Source organism: Salibacterium lacus (genome assembly GCF_042684865.1).
Taxonomy (GTDB): Bacteria; Bacillota; Bacilli; order Bacillales; family Marinococcaceae; genus Salibacterium; species Salibacterium lacus.
Genome location: NZ_JBHUML010000002.1, coordinates 1,826,575 through 1,845,641 on the forward strand (window position 1 = coordinate 1,826,575; position 19,067 = coordinate 1,845,641).

Below are 19,067 nucleotides of genomic sequence, written 5' to 3' on the forward strand. Positions count from 1 at the left end.
AGGAGCCCTTCCTTACACGTTAATTTTACGTCCGCGCCATGTGACGGTGCCGCGGACATTCGTCAGATACAGCGACCAGAGAAACAGCCCAAGGAAGAAGAGTAGCAGCACCGGAAAGAATGGAAAAATCCAGCGCGGGAACGTTCCGGTACGCCGCGCCAGCCAGGCCGTGTGCATTACATACACGCCGTAAGCGGCGGCTGCTGCGAAGGCGGTCCATCCCGGAAGCGGAAAAAGAAGCGCAGCGAGAGGGAGAAGCATCCCCGCCATGCCTCCGCTGATCCACAGGCTGATAAGCACGGTTACAAAAGGATGCGTCGCCTGCGAGGCGGTGCCGAAGTTCTTCGTCCATCCTTCGACGAGGGAACGAAAGCCTTCCGGATACATTCGAAAATCAATGATGCCCCGCCCCCCATAACAGAAAACGGGGAATCCCGCGCGGCGGAACGCGGCGCCAAGCTCCAGATCATCCATGACGGCTTCACGCACCCCTTTATGTCCGCCGGCGTCGAAGTAATCGTTGCGTGAGCAGATGATGCACGGCCCGAAAGACCCGGCTTCACGGATCGCGGTCCCGCGCGGCGTGAATACGTTCATCCCCGCCATGACAATCACGTTAAACCAGGCGGACAAATACTCATAGCCCTCATGCATGACGTGATACGGCTGTACGGACAGAAGACCGCGGCCGCCGTTCCCATCAAATGCCGACCGGATCCGGTGCAGGCTGTCTTTCTCTCTTAGAACGGTATCCGCATCGAGAAACAGCAGCCTGTCCCCGGCGGCCCGCTGCGCGCCGAGCCAGCACGCGGCCGATTTTCCGGTCCAGCCTTCTTCGAGTTCTTTATTCGGCAGCACCTCCGCCCCGTAAGAAGCCGCGATTGCCGCTGTATCATCAGTGGACGCATCATCCACGACGAGAATCTCAAGCGGCTGCACTGTCTGCCGCCGCATCGATTCCAGCAGCGGCCGGATCCTGCGTGCTTCATTGCGCGCCGGAATAATAACGGTGACATCCGTTACACCTTTTCCCGGCACAGCGGCGTTCGCTGCCGGAACCGGTATCCGCCAAAGCATCCATGCGCCGGCTGCCGTGCCAACTGCAGCCAGTACCACCGCCGCTCCAAAAAGAAATGTAAGCATTATCTGCTCCTTCCTCCGCGGTCCCGTTCCACAATCAAATCACGAACCTGCTGGCCGCTTTTGGTCACCATCGGCATGCCGCCGCCCGGATTCACTGTGCCGCCGGCAAAATACAGATTGTCATAGCGCTCACTCTGCTTTGGGTGCTTGAATCCTTTATTTTTCTTCTTGTCCGACAAGGTGCCATAAATCGATCCGCGGTGCGACCCGTACATGCGCTCTATGTCATGCGGCGTCCAGCGGTCTTCGGTGACAATGTGATCCCGGAGACCCTCAAGCCCCATGTTCTCCAGTTTATCCAGCACGCGCCCGCGGAACCACTCATAATCCCGGTCCGAAAAAGGCTCATCCTGAATATACGGGATGTGGGGGAGTACCTTTATATTTTCATGACCCTCGGGCGCCTGGGACGGATCTGTTTTGTTCACATTCACAAGATAAATCGTCGGATCATCCGGAAGCTCGTGCCGGTGGAACACTTTATTCATCTGCTCCTTTAGATCATTGGAGAAGAAAAAATTATGATGCGACAGCTGGGGATACAACTTATCCACCCCGAGGTGAAGCACGAGACCGGAGCTCGACGGTTCGTATTTTTTCTCGAGTTTTTTCAGATAAGATACGTCTTCACCCAGCAGCATTTCATATGTAGGAATGACTTCCCGGTTCGAAATGAAATAGTCAGCGCGGCGCTGGGTGCCGTCTTCCAGTTCCACCGCCGCAATCCGACCGCCTTTTTCTTTCACAAAACGACGCACCCCGGTCCCGGTGTGAATCTCCACGCCGATTTCTTTGGCAAGTGCTGTGATGCCCTGTGCGATTTTGTGCATGCCGCCGGGCACGTACCATGCCCCCTCGGTGTGCTGCATGTATACCATCATATTGAGCACAGCCGGGGCGTCGTACGGCGAAGAGCCGACGTACTTGATAAAGTAAGAAACCATATCGCGCAGCTTTGGATGGCTGATGCGTTTGGCAATGGCCTCATGCATGGTAGAGAAGAAATCAAATCCGTACCACGATTCCTTCAGACCGTGAAAACGGAGAATCTCCGGCAGCGTGTCCAGGCCGCGGCCGAGATACCCTTTCTCCGTCGCATCATAAATGGTCCGGGCGTAGGAAAGAAAGGTTCTGTATTCTTCGATATCCTTTTCTCCCAGTGCCTCATTTTCTTCCAGCATTTTCGTCAGATCGCCGTACAGATCAAGTACTGTGCCGTCCGGGAAAAACGACCGCCATTCCCGCTCGAGCCGAACCGCCTGGATATAGTCTTCCATCCGGCGGTTACTGCCGGTAAATAATGCTTCAAAGATACGGGGCATCGTCAAAAGGGACGGTCCGAGGTCAAACCCGAACCCGTCCTGTTCCAGGCGGTTCAGTTTGCCGCCGAGATGGTCATTCTGTTCATAAAGGGTAACGTTATACCCGCTCTGCGCGAGAGACACAGCCGCGGAAAGACCACCCAGACCGCCTCCTGTCACGATAATCGTTTTGCCATCGTCCTTCATGCCGGTTCACCTCTTCCCTTCCTCACTGAAAACAGTTGTAATGCCGGCTGCGTACCCGGTCGAGAATCCCCCGGTACAATCCGGCGGAAAGAAGAACCTGGTTCCGGCTGTCTTCATCAAACCAGTCAATATACTGTTCAAACCCGTCGTAGAGCGTTTCCGCACGCCGGGCCATCGTTTCCCACAGCGCAATGAAGCTCTCATTAATCACACCCTGCTCCAGGTCGGTCGTTTCGTACGATACCCGCTTCATTTCCTGCCGCGGCAGATAAATCCGATTATTCTGCGTGAGATCTTCGCCCACGTCCCGCAGAATATTTGTAATCTGCATCGCAATGCCAAGGTCGATGGCCGTTTTTTTCAAGGAGCGGACGTTGTCCACCGCGAGAATGGGAAGCAGCATGAGCCCTACTGTTCCGGCAACGTAATAGCTGTACTCTTCCACGTCCTCCATCGTCTCCGGCATTGTGAAGTCGATATCCATGCGCTGCCCGGACAACTGGTCAAAAAAGGGCTGCAGTTCCATATCAAAGCGTTCGAATACATCCCCAAGCGCATTCCAGATTGGGTGGTCCACCGGTGTTCCTTTCGAAAACCATACCAGCTCGTGGTGAAGCTGTTTCAACTGCCGGACCTGTTCAGACCGGGAACCTGCCGTATCGATACAGTCATCAGCCCGGCGGCAGAAGGCATATACCGCATAAACCGCCTCCGCCTTCTCTTTCGGGAGCTGGGAAAAAGCATAGTAAAAACTGTTGGAATGCTGCCTGATAATATCTTTGCAGTATTTATAATCCATCTCCAGGCTGCTTACTTTATTTTTCTCCGGCATGTGCACCACCCCTCCGCTTCTGAACTTGATCTGCCTGATCGTCTGCGATCAACTCTTCCGATGCGATCCGGGCCGACAGCAGAACAATCGGTACGCCGGCTCCCGGATGCGTGCTGCTTCCGGCAAAATACAGATTTTCACATTTAGGCGCCTTGCTCTGCGGCCTCATATGATTACTCTGCTTCAAGTTGGGACGAAGGCCGAAGCAGGCTCCGTTGTGAGCATGGAACTTCGATTCAAAATCGGGAGGTGTCATATGCGTTTCCGATACAATATGGTCTTCCATATTCTCGAAACCTTCCATTTTCTCAAGCTCTTCAAACACACGCGAGCGGTAGTACGCAACCGTATCTTCATTCCACTTGTAATCCGCGGTCGACAGATCTGATACCGGCATCAGAATATACAATCCATCTTTTCCTTCCGGTGCCATGGACGGATCCATTTTCGAACCGATATGCACGTAGAACGAAGGATTTTCGAGTTTCCGGCCGGCGAAAATGTCTTCAATGTTTTCTTTCAGGTCTCCCCCGAAGATAAAGTTATGGACATTCACGCGTCCTTCATACTTTTTATCCATACCAAGATACATAATGAAGCAGGAGCAGGAATATTTCATGCGGTCGATTTTTTTGTCGGTATACTTTCCTTTTGCCTTTTCATCTGTCACCAAATGCTTCATGGCATAGGGGAAATCGGCGTTGCATACCACATAATCGGCATGAACATCCTGTCCGCCGGCGCGGATGCCATACGCCTGCCGATTCTCAATCAGAATCTCTTCCACCGGGCTGTTGTAGTGAACTTCCCCTCCCAGTTCCAGAAACAACCGCTCCATCGAAGCTGCCATCGTATACATGCCGCCTTTGATGAACCAGACGCCGTACAAGTGTTCAATCATTGGGATCATCGTATAAAGGGAAGGACCGTTATACGGCGACACGCCGATATACAGCGTCTGAAAACTGATCATTTCCTTCAGCCGCTTATTTTTGATGAATTTCCCGACAAACGTATCCGCGCTCCCGAGTGTCCGCAGTTTCGCGGCCTGGCGCAGTACAGAAGGGTGAAGCACTTCCCACGGGCTGCGGAACGGCCGCTGGATGAAATGATGTTTCGCGGTGAGAAAGCGTTCATGAATCGTCTGCAGGTACTTCAAAAAGCCGGAAGCATCTTCGTCCCCAAAGGACTCCAGTGTCTTCATCAGCTCCGCGTTATCTGATGACATATTATAGCTGTCTTCCTTGTTCTCCCCGAAAAAGGCTGTGTACATCGGTTCCAGTTTGTCCATCGGAATGTAATCATCCGGATCTCTGCCGGCAAGCTCAAACACTTCCCGGTACAGCTCCGGCATCATTACAATGCTGGGACCGAGGTCAAACTGGTATCCGTCTTTTTCTATGCGGTGCATTTTGCCGCCGGGCATGGACTCCTTCTCATACAGAGACACCTGATACCCCGCGTGCTGCAGGCGGATGGCCGAAGCCAGTCCTGCCACACCCGCACCAATAACAATGATGCTTTGGTTTTTATGCATAATCCCGCCTCTTCTCCTAATCGAATCCGTCCGCCTGAGGCGGTCCGTTATTCGATACTACCGCCGGGAAGAGCATCTGCCTTTATCCTACATGATACCGCATCTTATAGAAGATGTGTAACTAACTATCCCATACCCTGAAACGGATATGGGCAAGCGCCTTTTTACTTGGAAATAAGTGAGGGGGAAGGTGTGTATCAAAAAATTCACTGGAAGAGAACGTGCAGATTCGGACATTGGTTCCATTACTCAGTCTTATTTTTATCGAAACCAGTTAAGAAAGAACAGCGTACGGGCTCCCCTCTCTATCGGTGAAAAAGGGAATATAGCGAACCCTGTGTCTACATAGCTGAACCCCTGATTCGTCTCTGACGCATCAGGGGAAAGTAGTTCCCGGATTCATCCGCTGAAGATAGGCTGGTACCTCAAATGCCGGCAGCGGCCGGCTGAAGTAATAGCCCTGCAGTCCTTGGCATTGTTTTTCTTTCAGCACCGCAGCTTCTTCGGCTGTTTCCACTCCTTCGGCTATGGAGCAGAGGTCAAGCTGTCCGGCCAGAGTCACGAGGGAGGAAACAATCGCCTTGTTGTTTTCCTGATGGGAAAGATTGTGAATAAACGATTTATCTATTTTTAACGTATGAACCGGGAAGGTATTCAGATGCGTCAGGGAGGAATAGCCGGTTCCAAAGTCATCGATTGCCAGACGGACACCGAGTTTCTCCAACTGCTCCAGCGTTTTTTTAATATCCCCTTCCTTACTCATCAGCACCGTTTCCGTGATTTCCAGTTCCAGCAGTGACGGTGGAAGTGCAGTCTCCTCAAGAATTTCTTTCACCGTCTGGACAAACGCTTTGCCTTCCAGGAGCTGTTTGACGGATACGTTCACCGAAACAATGAGATTCTGATGTCCTGCTTCTTTCCAGGACGCCGCCATTCTGCAGGATTCCATCAACACCCATCTGCCCAGCGCGACAATGGACCCCAATTCTTCGGCGAGCGGGATAAAGCGTCCGGGTGAGATCGTGCCGAGCGTCGGATGCTCCCACCGGATCAGCGCTTCCATCAGCAGCGGGCGCCCCGATGCTGCATCTACAATGGGCTGGTATTCCAGATAAAATTCATTCTTGGTTAATCCCGTTGTGATATGATAACCAAGCTTCCGCTTCCAGTACCTGGTTTCTTCCATCTTTGTTTCATAATACTGCCAGGCTTTTTCATACCCGAATTCACAGGTCTGTGCCGCTGTCCGGGCCTGCTCCAGAAGCTCCCCTGCGGTTGTTCCTTCCGTGCCGTCAAAAACGGCGATGCCCAGCCGCCCCTTTAAACGGACACTTGTGCCGGACACAAGAAAAGAATGATCAAAAATACTCAATATATCCTCTGCGGTGTACTCCATCTCCCCTGCTTCCAAGACGGCAGGAAGCAGACAGAAAAACTGATCTTTTGCCCCGCGGGCCATTGAATCTTCAGGGCGCAGGTGTTTCATCAGCCTATTAATCACAGCTTGAAACAGTTCGTGTTCATCCGGCGTTCCAAGAGTTTCCGCTTGTTCAGACAGCTGATCAATGTGCAGACAGAGAACATGAAGTTTCCGCTCTTCATGTCTGCTCTGCTGGATAGTCTGTTCAAGCCGGTCCAGAAACAGCACTTCATTTGGAAGATTCGTTATCGTATCATAGAAAGCCATCCGGTGCATTCGTGCCGTTTCCTGTTTTTTGCCGGTGATATCTATTGCCATACCGATTACCCGGACAACCCGGTCGTTTTCTATTAATGGAAAATTCGAAACGTGCAGCGTGGCCGGCGTCCCGTCTTTTTTTACAATATCCACCTCGTAATGCTGCGTCTCCCCGCGGGCCGCCAGCCGGAAATGGTGTTTCGTTTTGTTGATTTCATCCACAAGTACCACCGCATGAAACGACAGCTCTTCGAATTCATGACGAGCGTATCCTGTGATTTCTTCCATTTTTTTATTGGCATCTAAATAAAAACCATGCAGGTCCATTTCGTATACCGCATAGCCGCTTCGTTCCCAGATTGCCTGCAACCTGGACTGTGCCCTATCCATACACAGGTTCTCCTTTCGCTTTCCGACAAAGGAAGCGCTTTTCAAAACATTCTTCCTTTAACAGTTTTTACCCTTTTACCTCGTTAGTCTAAACGGTTTACAACGTTTCTTATCGACGTATTGAGCGCTTCCTTATCCACTGTGGCAGGGCTTGGGCTGTCCAGTGAAAAATCCTCTTTCAGACGGAGTATCCTTGTCATGCTTTTATTAATCCGCTCTTCAGTCAGCTCTCCGTTTTCTACAGCCTGCAGCATAGCGTTTTGTATCTCTTCAAACGTCCCGCCTCCGGCATCGGCGGTCATCACCATATCCGCGCCGGCCTTCACCGACTGAACAGCTGCTTCCGCCATGCCGTATTGGTTGGCAATGGCTCCCATCGTCATATCATCGGTGACAACAACGCCATCAAAATTCATATCTTCGCGCAGCATTCCGGTAATCACCTCTTCAGACATGGAGGCCGGATACTCTTCATCCACCGCCGGAAACAGAAGGTGCCCGGTCATGACCATATCCGCGCCCTCTTCCACTGCCTGCTGAAATGGAAGAAGTTCCATGTTCTCCACTTCCTCTTTGGTTTTATCCACGACCGGAAGCTGGACGTGCGAATCGGTAGACGTATCCCCGTGACCCGGGAAATGCTTCACGACCGGAATGATGTTCTCTTCCTTCATGCCCTGCATAACCGCTGTCCCCAGACGGGATACTGTTTCAGGAGACGAACCGAAGGAACGATCCCCGATCACCGGGTTGTCAGGGTTGCTGTTTACATCAAGCACCGGGGCAAAATCCATATTGAATCCAAACCGTTTCACTTTTTCCGCCAGCAGCCGCCCGACTTCCCCGGCCGTTCCCTCATCTGCGGAACGTCCGACAATTGCTGCAGCCGGAATGTTTTCTATCGTATCCGGAATCCGGCTGACCCTGCCCCCTTCTTCATCCACTCCAAGAAACAGAGGAATCTCTGTCTCCGCATCCGCCTCTTTAATATCGGTCATGTACTGTTCAAGTTGTGTTTCGTTTTCGATATTGCCGCCAAGAAGAAAAATACCACCCGCTCCCGCCTGGATCATGGATTTTTCATCTGTGGATAACGAGGTTCCCTGCAATCCGATATAGAGCATCTGGGACACTTTTTCCTCTATCGTCATGTTCTTCACTTTTCTTTCGACCGGATCAGGCTTTTCTTTCTGAACGTTTTGCTCCGTACCTGTTTTGGAAGGCTGCTCTTCAGAGGGGGGATGTGATTCCTGATTACATCCTGCAAGAACAGCCGCTGCCAGGAACGTGAGACACAACCATCGTTTCATATAAGCCTCCTTATGTTTTTACGTGGACTCTTAGTGGAATACAGGTAGCGCCGGCATTATTCCGGCCTTCTATTAAAGTGTACCCATTCTATCATGATAATCGTTTCAGGAGGTATACCAATGACAACCTTTACCCATTATATAAACGGAAATTGGATGACATCTAACCATCATGACACTATTACCGTCGAAAACCCTGCAACGAAAGAAACGATTGCGACCACCCCGTCCGGCACGGCGGAGGAAACCAGGCAGGCGGTGCAGGCCGCGCGCAGCGCCTTTGGCAGCTGGAGTCAGACCCCTGCGTCCGAACGCGCCGGGTATTTAAGCCGTATCGCCGATCTGTTTGAGCAGAATAAAGATCACCTCGCCCGGACCTTGACCGAAGAAAACGGCAAAGTCCCCGCCCTCTCCGAAGCCGAAGTAGACACCGCCGTCGACTACTTCCGCTACATGGCCGGCTGGGCCAGAAAATATGAAGGAGAAATTCTAAACAGTGACCGTTCGAATGAAAATATATTCGTCATGAAAAAACCGATCGGCGTGATCGGCGGAATCATTCCCTGGAACTTCCCGATCTTTATTTTCGCCCGTAAAGTCGCACCGGCGCTCTTGACCGGGTGCACCGCCGTCATTAAACCCGCGCAGGCCACACCGGTCACAGCCGGGGAAATGATGAAGCTTATTCATAGTATCGGCCTGCCGGAGGGTGTTCTGAACATTGTTTACGGCAAAGGTTCCACTGTCGGAAACACCCTTGCCAAGCACGAAAGCATCGGCATGGTCTCCATGACCGGAAGCAAACCGGCCGGTACCGCTGTGATGGAAGCAGCCGCTCAGACAATGACCAAAGTGAACCTCGAACTCGGCGGCAAGGCACCGGCGATTGTGACGAAACATGCTGATCTTGATACCGCGGTGGAAAACATCTACCAGTCCCGCACGATCAATAACGGACAGGCCTGCACCAACGCAGAACGTGTCTACGTGCATGAAGATGTGGCCGAAGCATTCACGAAACGTATCACAGAGAAAATGAAACAGGCCACATACGGCAACCCGCTGCAGGACAGCGATGCCGATATCGGTCCGCTGGTTGGGCAGGAACAGCTCGACAGCGTCACAAATATGGTGAACGAAGCAGTAAAAGCAGGTGCCTTCGTCGAAACCGGCGGAACACCCGCTGAAAACACAGACGGCTATTACTTCGAACCGACCGTGCTCAGCAATGTAACCCAGGACATGAACGTCATCCAGCAGGAAATCTTCGGTCCGGTTCTCCCGATTGTGACGTTCCAGACGATGGACGAAGTCATCGAAAAATCCAACGACACCGAATACGGACTGTCGTCCTCCATCTTCAGCGAAAACATGCACGAAATCATGAAAGCCGTCAACGGCCTCGAATTCGGCGAAACCTTCGTGAACCGCGAAAACTTCGAAGCCATCCAAGGCTTCCACGCCGGCCGCAAACAATCCGGCATCGGTGGCGCCGACGGCCGTCACGGGCTCGAAGAACACCTCGAAACCCACGTCGTGTACATGCAGTATAAAGACGATATCCAGTAAGAACAGCTTCGTTCATACGTGTGAAAAAGAAACGGAAAGGAATAAAAACGTAAGTATGGCTGCTCCATACTTACGTTTTTTTAGTGGTCGAAGGAGAAAACCTGAATCCGTGATGCGTTCTTTCGACATATCCTCCAAAGTCTTGATAGGATAGGGAATGATGTTCTATTCGGTTCTAAGTCAAATGTTGAGGTGGAGGCTGTCGGCTTCCGCCCCATTATCCTACTTGAACATTTTGATACTTCATTTGATGATATAATACAATTTTACTTTGAAGTCGATCATATCGTTGAAATCCAAAGGCATTTCATCACCTTTGTCTGGTTAATCAGCCCTTCGATAGGACGGTGAATCTGTTTAATTTTTCGTCTGCCAGTTCTTAAGGGTTGGGGCTTTATTTATGTGGCTGGCAATACCTGTTGGTTATTACGGCACTGCTTTTTTTATAATATGAACTTCTTGATTCATTTTCTCTCAGCCGGTATGTTCCAGTCATGGGAGCATATGCTGTCATTTTCCTTCAACAATAAACGCTGCCACCAGGTCATCTATACTGATAATCCCGATGAAAATCAGAGAACTGAAAAACAGCAGCACAGCCAGCATAATCAATAACCGATTTCTAAGCGCGTTTGCCAGGAGAGCAGCTGATGTACCCGTAACGACTGTTATTAACACCGTAATTCCAAACCCGTAGTCCATAAACGTGTAATAAAAAGAAGCCAATCCAATGGCAACCATAATCCAATACGTGATAAGGAAAAACATTTGTTGCTGCATTTCAAAAGCCTCCAGTGCTTATTACGTAATCCGCCGAATCATGCCACACACCGCATTCCCAGGTACATACCTTCACACAAAAAGAGAGTATTCCTCCCTTTATCAGGGACTGTCGCTCATTCCCCACAATAATGCCATGATGACGGGAACCAGTATATAATAAAGAATGATGAGAAAAGGTATAACAACTCCTGCGTACTTGATCTTCTTCGGTTCCTTTCGAATAACAGCTGTAACAGCACTTATTAATCCAACAAGGAGTAAAATGACAGCCAATATGTAGAGAAAGGCTGTCAGAATGGCTATGAAGCCTTGTGGTACTCTGGGAGCTGCGGCATGGCTGAGTATAAAAAACACAACACCCAGTACACTGGTCAAAAAAGCCCAAAAGCTAAAAGTCTTATTAACTATCATCATAGGAACGAAGCTCCTCTACACGCCAAAAATGACTGTTCCGATAACATGATACAATATCGGAAACAAAAACATCACTATATTAAAAACAATGCCGATAAGGGACCATTTATCCTTGTATAACCTGTATGAAACAAAGCCTATTACGGCGCCGATGGGACAAAGGAAGATCGGCAGAATAACGGGCAGTCCCTGCATGTTGTCCATCGGAATAAGTCCTGAAAAAAAGTTCAAAATCAAAAAAAGCAGCAGCAACGGGATACCAACTGACACAACACCTGTTATTCTTTTTCTCATCATCCAGTCTCCTTCATCCAGAATCGGTGATCATTACCCTGTTTTTAATCCACTTTCTTGATGTTTCAGCACACTGCCAAAAAGCCCTCTGTAACTATGAATTGAAGTGTTTTTGCCTGCGGAGGACTGCAACCTTGATTATGGTAAAAAGAACACTGATCATGATACCGACAGCTGCTGTAAATAATATTCCAAGGGCCTGCCAGCCTCCAATAAGCGGAGGAGCAATAAAAGGGACAACAACTAAAATGATGAGTGCTTCAATCATGACGGTTGCAATATCGAGGACATAACGCCCCCGGTTTTTAAAAATTAAAGATAGGCTGAAATATATCATAACGGTCAGCAGGACAGCGTATAGTATGATCGAAGCCCATCCCTGCGTCCACTCATTTAATTGCTGCACAGTAAACCCTCCTATCAGTCTCCTTCATCCATTCTTTTATAAACACAGCATCTTTTGTCTGCGACGTGTTTTCATAAAAACTTACATTTCCAGTATAAAATAAGAAAAGAGAGGGGTGGTACCCTCCCGTTGTAATTTGAATATTTTTTTAGATTTCCCGGTGTTTCTGTCTAACGTGTAGTCACTGCGAAACGATCACTTCAGGGTCAAACAGCTCGACCAGTACGAGCGAGACGGCGCCGAGTGCGGTGGCCTGGTCCCCGAGACCGGACACGACGACGTCGGTATGCTTGGCTTTTGTCGTCAGGGCCCGCTTCTTGATTTCTTCTTTAATGGGGGGAAGGATATAAGATGCTGCGTTGGACACGCCTCCTCCGATCACGATTTTGCCGGGGTTCATGACGTGAATCAGGTTCGTGAAGCCGATACCGATGTAACGGCCGGTGTCTTCGAGCAGCTTCCGGCATACCTCATCCCCTGCCAGCGCCGTTTCATACACCAGTTCTCCGGTGATGACGCCGTCGCTGCGGGCAGCTCTTTCAGAAAGCGCGGTGGCTTCGCCGGATGCTGCCAGTCTCTCTGCTTTTGCGGCAAGTGCCGGTCCGGAGGCCATCGTCTGGAGGCACCCGGTATTGCCGCACTGACACGTTTCTCCGTGAATATCAATCGTCATGTGCCCGACTTCTCCTGCTGTATCAAATTCCCCGTGATACAGCTTTCCGTCTATCACCATACCGGCTCCGATGCCGCGTCCGATATTGACGGCCATCATGCTGTGGGCCTCTCCGCTTTCACCGAACCAGGCTTCTCCGAGCGCCATCGCTCTTGCGTCATTCTCGACTTTCACCGAATAGGGAAAAGCAGCTTCCAGTTTCTCTTTTACCGGCATGTCACGCAGATCCAGGTTCGGCGCATACAGTGATATCCCGGACGCCGCATCCACTACCCCGTGCATGGCAACACCAATGCCGATTATTTTGTCACGAAGATGGTTATATCTATGTAAAAAACGACGGATGCCGCCTTGCAGCATTTCGATAAAATCATGTTCCTGAATCGGCAGTGTGATCGGAATCCGGGCACCATCAACGACTTCTCCGGATAAATCCGATAAAATCATTTCCATCTCATTCGGTCCTGCATCAATACCTATCACAAAAAATTCACTGTTGTTCATCTCAAGCATCGTCGGTTTCCGTCCGCCCTGCGACGTTCCAAGACTGCTTTCTTTCACAAAACCCTGATCCAGCCACTCTTTCACGATACTGCTCACGGTCGGTGGTGTTAACTTGGTGTCTTTGGCGATCTGGGCGCGTGAAATCGGTCCGTTCGTACGTATTTTATTTAATATGATGGATTTATTTAATGATTTCATCCACTGAAAGCTTCCGGTCTGTATCATATCGTGCCCTCCATCCTGTACTCTCTCTCAGTATATCATATAAATTAACTTAATTAACGTACTTTTATATGCGTTTACATTAAGTTTTTTTATATCGAAAGGGCTTGGGGGAAAAAGATCCTTATGGGGTATGGACACTAAAGGCGCCCCTCAAACGCATAATGTCCACACGCGAGCCCGCAAAAGAGATACATGGTTTCAAAGACCGGCTGAGGCGGTCTCCCTGGAGCACTCTGCCGGTAAACGGTCGATAGACGACCTCTCTCGACCATTTCCAAGCAGAAACACACTACAGATGCCTCTAAAAGATCCCCTGGGACCGTTTTCCACTTGCTCAATCATGCAATTGGTCGTTAAAGCGAATCCATCGACCAATTTGTGCCGGCTGCGTGCATTTATTCGCCCCAGACGGGCCCACCCACCTACAGAAAACGCTCCCGGCTATCATTCAGGATAACCGGGAGCGTCTTTCTACTATCGTTTTACATCGTTTCATCAAAAAACACCAGGTTGTATGCTTCTGGTTCCGAAACAACCGGGGCTGTAAGCTGAAGGACAGCGGTATCGCCCTGCGGACGTGCTTCATTCAAGTTCAGGGTGACGGTCCTTCCCTCCGCCTGAATGTTGTCAACCGTTATCGTGCTGCCTCCTGTTGTGGCAAGTCTGTAGGCGTCAGGACTCGTCAGCTCCATGCCGCTGATGTCCGTGTTGAACTGAACCGTCACCTGCTTCAGATCAGAGGCCATCACGTCTTCGACCACCGGTTCCGGTGCCGTTTCCACAGTCATCCCTGTCCACGTTCCCTGATACAACAGAGAATAAGACTGGTCGTGCTCCATCGGCTCGACCGTCAAACGGACCGTGTTCCTTCCCACCGTTTCAGTCCGGGATACGTTTACGGCCGGATCGAACGAGAACTGTCCTGCTTCAACGTTCCCCGGCGTCTGTTCAAATTGCACATCAATGGTTTCCTCATCCACCATGCTGACATCTGTCAATCCCTGTTCTTTCGTATATTCATCAGCCTGTGCCCTCTCGAGAAAGACGGCAAACTGGGCGCGTGTGACAGGGTCCCGGGGATGAAAACGCTGATCGGGCGTGGCGGTAATACCATGGCCCGCCAGTATTTCAATATTCGCCCGGTGGGTCTGGGACGCTTCCTCGATATCAGCAATCACCGTCTGTCCGCCTTCCCGGGCCTGCAGTCCGAAAGCCCGTACCAGTATCGAAGCCATCTGTTCCCGGCTTAAATTCATATCAGGAGAAAAAAGCGTGTTATTTTCTCTTCCTCCCATCAATCCTGCTTCTTTGACGGCTTCTGCCGCCGGCGTGAAATAACTGCCCGCGTTCAAGTCTTCAAACGTGGATTCAGGCTGCTCCTCCATATTCAGGTCAAACACGCGTACGAGCATCGAAGCCGCCTGGCCCCGGTTAATCTCTTCGCCGGGCGCAAAGGTACCGTCGGAATAGCCGCCCAGTATTCCTTTCTCTGAAAGACGCTGAATCGATCCGGATGCCCAGTACTCCTCTTCCACATCCGAAAAAGCTGCCGCCGCTTCTGCCTTTGGCGCCTGCAGATGGAATACCGCCGTAAAGGCAGCAAGCAACAGAGCAGCGCCGGCGGTCCATTTTACAATATAGGACAACAATATTCTCTCCTCTCTTCTTAGCTGAGACAACTGTATCTGTCTGTTATCTATCACATTTCAATTTCCGTGCGTTCCCCTTTGTAATAAAGCCTGTGACTTCCTTCCTGTGTCCCTGTCGTCAGGCGGACTACAGTGACGGCGTCATCGCTTCCCGCCGGAGAATTCTCCGCATCTACAAACTCCACACTCAGGACTACGGCAGGAGGCTGAAAGGAGAAGTCATCTACACTGATCGCTGAAAGCTGCCGGTCAAAACTGACATCCATCGTATTCCGCCCGGATGAGGCTGCCTCAAGAATTCCTGCATCTCTTGTATGAGCAACCGCTCTGGCACGGTCCAAAAAGACAGCGAACTGATCCCTCGTTACGGTTTCATCCGGACGGAACATCCCGCTGCTTGTCTCTGTAATCCCGTGCTGGGCGAGGATTTCTATGTTCGGACGGTGGGTGGGGGCCGCACTGCTTAAGTCACGGATCCCTACCCCGTCTCCCTCATCTTCCAGAGAGAAAGCACGCACGAGAACCGTTGCCATCTGCTGTCTTGTCAAATCTGCTCCTGCTTCAAACCTGTTGGCGCTTCCGGTCATATACCCTGCCTCATTCACCGCTTCGGCAAATGGCGTATAATAACTGCCGCTGTCGAGATCACTGAAAGATGAAGCCGTACTTCCCGGGTTCAAGCTGAATGCTGTCGTCAACAATTCCGCGACCTGCCCCCGGTTAATCTCTTCGCCGGGGTGGTACGTCCCGTTGGAATACCCGTTTACGATATCATCTTCCGCGAGGCGCTGAATAGATGCCGACGCCCAGTGACTGTTACGAACATCGGAAAAAGCATCTGCCGCATCAGCACCGCCGGCGTAAAATAAAGAGCCTCCAATTGCTGCAGCCGCTGCCGATAGAAGCAGTCCGGTTCGATATACATATTTCATCTATAGACCTCCTCACCGGTCGTGTTTTTATTTTTTTGAAAATAAAATCCCCGCTGCTCACCCGATGATAACATTTTCATGGATGATGGCCGATGGTCGTGACGCGGCGGGAAACAAGGGTTGCTGTAATATACCCCGCGCATGACAGCAGTACCGGAAGCGTCACGGTATGCATGCCGAACGGTTCCGGCCACAGATTATGAATCAGGCTGTACGCGGCGACGCCGATGATAATGGAGGCGAGCGCTCCGTATTTATTCCCTTTCGACCAGTACAGACCGAGTACAACCGGCCAGATAAAGGCGGACTCAAGCCCTCCGAAAGCAAACAGATTCAACCAGATTAACAGATCCGGCGGGCTGAGCGACATCGCAAACACGCTGATCCCAAGAACCGCCGTCACTCCGAAACTGACCCGCTTCACCTGCTTGCGGGACGCATCGGGTTTCATATAGTTCACATACACATCTTTCACTACAGTGGAACTGACAAGCAGAAGCAGCGAATCCACCGTGGACATGATAGCTGCCATCGGTGCGGCCAGCACAACTCCGGCAAGCCAGGCCGGCAGCACTTCCATCGCGATCCGCGGCATCACGGAATCCGGTGTTTCAATGCCGGGCAGAATCGGACGCGCCATGACGCCGACAAGGTGCATCCCAAACATCATAAACGCCGTGACCACCGTACCGATAATGAGCGCCCGGTGCATCCCTTTGGAACTTTTATAGGACATCGCCCGCACCGCCACCTGCGGCAGACCGATGACACCTACACCGACAAGAATCCAGAACGAAGAAACGTACCTTGGTGTCAGGCTGCCGTCGTGACCAAACGGTGTCACAAGATTCGGGTTTTCTGCGGCAAGATCGGACATAATATTGCCCATACCGCCGCCTGCTATAATGGTTCCAATAAGTATAATAAGTGTACCGAAAAACATCACAATGCCCTGCAGCGTGTCCGTGACGACAACAGCACGGAACCCGCCGATAATCACGTATACAATCACCGCGGCGGCGAAGATAAATAAAGCGGATGTGTAGGAAAGCCCCGTCAGTGACTCAATCAAACGGGCGCCTCCCACCCACTGCGCAGCCATTGCTGAAAACAGGAAAATTATAATGCTCGCCGCGCTGAGCAGCACAACGGCCTTGCTTTGATAACGTCCTTTCAGGTAATCAACAAGCGTTACAGCCTTATACTGCCGTGCCTTTACCGCAAATTTTTTCCCAAGAATCATAAGCACGAAGTAACCGGTTGCCGTCTGGGACATCGCAAGCAGTACCCAGCCGAGCCCCTGGGTGTAAGCCACTCCCGGACCACCGACAAAACTGCTGGCGCTTCCGTACGTTGCAATCATCGTCATCGCAAGGATCAGCCCGCCAAGCTCCCGGCTTCCCAGAAAATACTCCTGCAGGAAGTCGCGCTTGGACGCCATCTGCCGCGATGCCCAGAAACCGATGCCAAAAATCGCCGTCACAAATACAATCAGAGGGATCACAACTCCCCAGTTCATGAAGATCCCTCCTCATCGTCAAGCGGTACTTCTTTGAAAAAAAGCTTTACTACAGCGCTGACCAGCACCATCATTACAATAGACCCCAGGGCGCAGCTGTAGAAAAACCAGGCCGGCATACCAAGAACATAATGGTACGCTGAAGGATCAGCCGACCCCAATCCATAGGCAAAACCAAACCACCACAGAAAATTGAATACCACCAGGCCGACCCCGATCCAAGCTTCCCGGTGTGCAATACGAAATCGCTTATCCACGTTCTTCATCTACCTCTCCCCTCAAACATTACATTCTACGACAGATTTTACTATGCATCGTTCCTTTTTTACATACAATTCGCAAAATAATTCGGTGTTTCTTCTGTTTTGGAAAGGGTATAGTAAGGAGTGTGGAACACGTTCAAACGTTGGAGGATGGTTACATGATAGCTGCTATTATCGTTTTACTCTGTGTATCCCTGTTTTTATCAGGCAGCGAAACGGCTCTTACCGCCGTTAATCAGATGAAAGTAAAATCACGCGCGGATAACGGAGATAAAGCGTCCCAAAAATTATTACATATGATTTCACGTCCCGATGAGATGATTACCGCGATCTTGATCGGCAACAATATATCCAATATTACCCTCCCCACGCTGGTCACCATCGTGGCGCTCGATTACGGCATTAACGTCGGCATCGCTTCCGCCGCCCTGACTGTTACCATTATTGTCTTCTCTGAAGTGCTGCCAAAATCAACGGCCGCTACCTTTGCTGACCGGATTGCCTACTTGGTCGCCCCGGTGATACGGGCCGTGATGACTATTTTCAAACCACTGACCTATCTGCTGTCGCATTTCACAGGTGCGGTTATACGGGTTATTTCAAAAGGGGAAAAAGAACAGTCCTCTTTCTCCAAAGAGGAACTGAAAACGATGGTCGACATCGGTTCGTCGGAAGGAACGTTTGAAAGTGATGAAACCCAGCGGATCAAAGGGGTCATCGACTTTTACAATAAAGATGTGAAAGACGCCCTGAAAACACCGCGCATCGATATCACCGGCATCCCGGCCGGAAGCTCGTACGACGAAGCCGAAGCCATCGTGCTCGAGAATAATCATACCCGTTATCCCGTGTATGACGGGGATATGGACCATATCATCGGTATTTTTCACTCTAAGCTTCTCCTTAAATGGGCCCAGGAGCCGGGCCTGAGTCTGGCGGATTTCACCGATAATTATCCGCTCTACATTGTCGAAACGACCAATATTGAGAAAGTCTTTAAAATGATGCTCAAAGAGAAAAAGCACCTGGCCATCGTGCTGGATGAATACGGCGGCACCAGCGGCATTATCAGTCACGAAGACATTATTGAAGCGATGATCGGCCAGGAAATCGCCGATGAAACGGATGACAGCGAAGAGAAGCTGATTGAGGAACTGTCGGAACAGCACATTGTCTGCCACGGCAAACTCGGTCTCCGCCGTCTCAATGATTTGTTCCGGGAGAGTATTCCGGAGGATGAGGATATAATATCAGGGTTTCTATATAAGGAAATGGAAAAGATACCAAAAGAAGGAGAAACACTGGAATATGATTCACTGTACTTTGAAATACTGAAGATGAACAAAAACCGGATTGAAAAAGTGAGAATTACAAAAATGACAGAAGAATAACAAAGCTTCCGCCTGTCAATACAGATGGGCGGAAGCTTTTTTGGTAT

General features: G+C 50.6%; 17 protein-coding genes and 1 pseudogene. 2 read left to right on the plus strand and 16 right to left on the minus strand.

From position 1 onward, the window contains the following. Window positions 1–12: 12 nt before the first annotated feature. From ACFSUB_RS10165 to nagZ, 6 genes are all read right to left on the minus strand, one after another. A complete protein-coding gene (locus tag ACFSUB_RS10165; RefSeq protein ID WP_380713065.1) occupies window positions 13–1,143 on the minus strand; it encodes a glycosyltransferase family A protein in 1,131 nt (376 codons plus the stop codon). Further along, a complete protein-coding gene (locus tag ACFSUB_RS10170) occupies window positions 1,143–2,651 on the minus strand; it encodes a phytoene desaturase family protein (RefSeq protein ID WP_380713066.1) in 1,509 nt (502 codons plus the stop codon). Before ACFSUB_RS10170 ends, ACFSUB_RS10165 begins: the two co-directional genes overlap by 1 nt. Before the next feature lie 22 nt (window positions 2,652–2,673). Beyond that, the gene (locus tag ACFSUB_RS10175; protein WP_380713067.1) at window positions 2,674–3,483 is read right to left on the minus strand and encodes a phytoene/squalene synthase family protein; all 810 of its coding nucleotides are present in this window, start codon (window positions 3,481–3,483) and stop codon (window positions 2,674–2,676) included. After that, on the minus strand, window positions 3,467–5,020 hold the full coding sequence (locus ACFSUB_RS10180; protein WP_380713068.1) for a phytoene desaturase family protein: 1,554 nt from the start codon (window positions 5,018–5,020) through the stop codon (window positions 3,467–3,469). Before ACFSUB_RS10180 ends, ACFSUB_RS10175 begins: the two co-directional genes overlap by 17 nt. Before the next feature lie 376 nt (window positions 5,021–5,396). Continuing rightward, complete coding sequence (locus tag ACFSUB_RS10185) at window positions 5,397–7,088, minus strand: putative bifunctional diguanylate cyclase/phosphodiesterase (RefSeq protein ID WP_380713069.1); 1,692 nt, start codon at window positions 7,086–7,088, stop codon at window positions 5,397–5,399. 83 nt (window positions 7,089–7,171) lie between these two features. Further along, complete coding sequence (gene nagZ, locus ACFSUB_RS10190) at window positions 7,172–8,398, minus strand: beta-N-acetylhexosaminidase (protein WP_380713070.1); 1,227 nt, start codon at window positions 8,396–8,398, stop codon at window positions 7,172–7,174. A gap of 120 nt (window positions 8,399–8,518) precedes the next feature. On the opposite strand from nagZ, the gene aldA reads away from it, so the two are divergent. Then, window positions 8,519–9,967, plus strand: a complete 1,449-nt coding sequence (aldA, locus tag ACFSUB_RS10195) for an aldehyde dehydrogenase (RefSeq protein WP_380713071.1) — start codon at window positions 8,519–8,521, stop codon at window positions 9,965–9,967. Between the two features lie 217 nt (window positions 9,968–10,184). Here aldA and ACFSUB_RS10200 read toward each other — a convergent pair. From ACFSUB_RS10200 to ACFSUB_RS10245, 10 genes and pseudogenes are all read right to left on the minus strand, one after another. Next, window positions 10,185–10,308, minus strand: a pseudogene (locus ACFSUB_RS10200) (ISL3 family transposase); the annotation flags it as partial. A gap of 169 nt (window positions 10,309–10,477) precedes the next feature. Next, entirely contained in the window at window positions 10,478–10,747 is a 270-nt protein-coding gene (locus ACFSUB_RS10205) for a hypothetical protein (protein WP_380713072.1), read from the minus strand. Window positions 10,748–10,849: 102 nt separating this feature from the next. Beyond that, window positions 10,850–11,164, minus strand: coding sequence for a hypothetical protein (locus ACFSUB_RS10210; RefSeq protein WP_380713073.1), 315 nt, complete (start codon window positions 11,162–11,164; stop codon window positions 10,850–10,852). 15 nt (window positions 11,165–11,179) lie between these two features. Continuing rightward, entirely contained in the window at window positions 11,180–11,461 is a 282-nt protein-coding gene (locus ACFSUB_RS10215) for a hypothetical protein (RefSeq protein ID WP_380713074.1), read from the minus strand. 91 nt (window positions 11,462–11,552) lie between these two features. Next, window positions 11,553–11,864, minus strand: a complete 312-nt coding sequence (locus tag ACFSUB_RS10220; protein WP_380713075.1) for a hypothetical protein — start codon at window positions 11,862–11,864, stop codon at window positions 11,553–11,555. A gap of 181 nt (window positions 11,865–12,045) precedes the next feature. Continuing rightward, window positions 12,046–13,263, minus strand: a complete 1,218-nt coding sequence (locus ACFSUB_RS10225; RefSeq protein ID WP_380713236.1) for an ROK family transcriptional regulator — start codon at window positions 13,261–13,263, stop codon at window positions 12,046–12,048. 485 nt (window positions 13,264–13,748) lie between these two features. Beyond that, a complete protein-coding gene (locus tag ACFSUB_RS10230) occupies window positions 13,749–14,912 on the minus strand; it encodes an S-layer homology domain-containing protein (protein WP_380713076.1) in 1,164 nt (387 codons plus the stop codon). 53 nt (window positions 14,913–14,965) lie between these two features. After that, window positions 14,966–15,847 (minus strand): S-layer homology domain-containing protein, encoded by an 882-nt coding sequence (locus ACFSUB_RS10235; protein WP_380713077.1) that lies wholly within the window; start codon window positions 15,845–15,847, stop codon window positions 14,966–14,968. Between the two features lie 76 nt (window positions 15,848–15,923). After that, on the minus strand, window positions 15,924–17,366 hold the full coding sequence (panF, locus tag ACFSUB_RS10240; protein ID WP_380713078.1) for a sodium/pantothenate symporter: 1,443 nt from the start codon (window positions 17,364–17,366) through the stop codon (window positions 15,924–15,926). Next, entirely contained in the window at window positions 17,363–17,632 is a 270-nt protein-coding gene (locus ACFSUB_RS10245; protein ID WP_090927706.1) for a YhdT family protein, read from the minus strand. The genes panF and ACFSUB_RS10245 overlap by 4 nt, the downstream gene beginning before the upstream one ends. 155 nt (window positions 17,633–17,787) lie before the next feature. Here ACFSUB_RS10245 and ACFSUB_RS10250 point away from each other — a divergent pair, with 155 nt between their 5' ends. After that, entirely contained in the window at window positions 17,788–19,020 is a 1,233-nt protein-coding gene (locus ACFSUB_RS10250) for a hemolysin family protein (RefSeq protein ID WP_380713237.1), read from the plus strand. The last annotated feature ends 47 nt before the right edge of the window (window positions 19,021–19,067 follow it).

Coding starts and splice junctions, on each gene's coding strand:
- ACFSUB_RS10210 (WP_380713073.1), bottom strand. CDS start 11,164: ATGATGATAGTTAATAAGACTTTTAGCTTTTGGGCTTTTTTGACCAGT.
- ACFSUB_RS10185 (WP_380713069.1), bottom strand. CDS start 7,088: ATGGATAGGGCACAGTCCAGGTTGCAGGCAATCTGGGAACGAAGCGGC.
- ACFSUB_RS10170 (WP_380713066.1), bottom strand. CDS start 2,651: ATGAAGGACGATGGCAAAACGATTATCGTGACAGGAGGCGGTCTGGGT.
- ACFSUB_RS10205 (WP_380713072.1), bottom strand. CDS start 10,747: ATGCAGCAACAAATGTTTTTCCTTATCACGTATTGGATTATGGTTGCC.
- ACFSUB_RS10245 (WP_090927706.1), bottom strand. CDS start 17,632: ATGAAGAACGTGGATAAGCGATTTCGTATTGCACACCGGGAAGCTTGG.
- ACFSUB_RS10235 (WP_380713077.1), bottom strand. CDS start 15,847: ATGAAATATGTATATCGAACCGGACTGCTTCTATCGGCAGCGGCTGCA.
- nagZ (WP_380713070.1), bottom strand. CDS start 8,398: ATGAAACGATGGTTGTGTCTCACGTTCCTGGCAGCGGCTGTTCTTGCA.
- ACFSUB_RS10165 (WP_380713065.1), bottom strand. CDS start 1,143: ATGCTTACATTTCTTTTTGGAGCGGCGGTGGTACTGGCTGCAGTTGGC.
- ACFSUB_RS10175 (WP_380713067.1), bottom strand. CDS start 3,483: ATGCCGGAGAAAAATAAAGTAAGCAGCCTGGAGATGGATTATAAATAC.
- ACFSUB_RS10180 (WP_380713068.1), bottom strand. CDS start 5,020: ATGCATAAAAACCAAAGCATCATTGTTATTGGTGCGGGTGTGGCAGGA.
- ACFSUB_RS10250 (WP_380713237.1), top strand. CDS start 17,788: ATGATAGCTGCTATTATCGTTTTACTCTGTGTATCCCTGTTTTTATCA.
- aldA (WP_380713071.1), top strand. CDS start 8,519: ATGACAACCTTTACCCATTATATAAACGGAAATTGGATGACATCTAAC.
- panF (WP_380713078.1), bottom strand. CDS start 17,366: ATGAACTGGGGAGTTGTGATCCCTCTGATTGTATTTGTGACGGCGATT.
- ACFSUB_RS10215 (WP_380713074.1), bottom strand. CDS start 11,461: ATGATGAGAAAAAGAATAACAGGTGTTGTGTCAGTTGGTATCCCGTTG.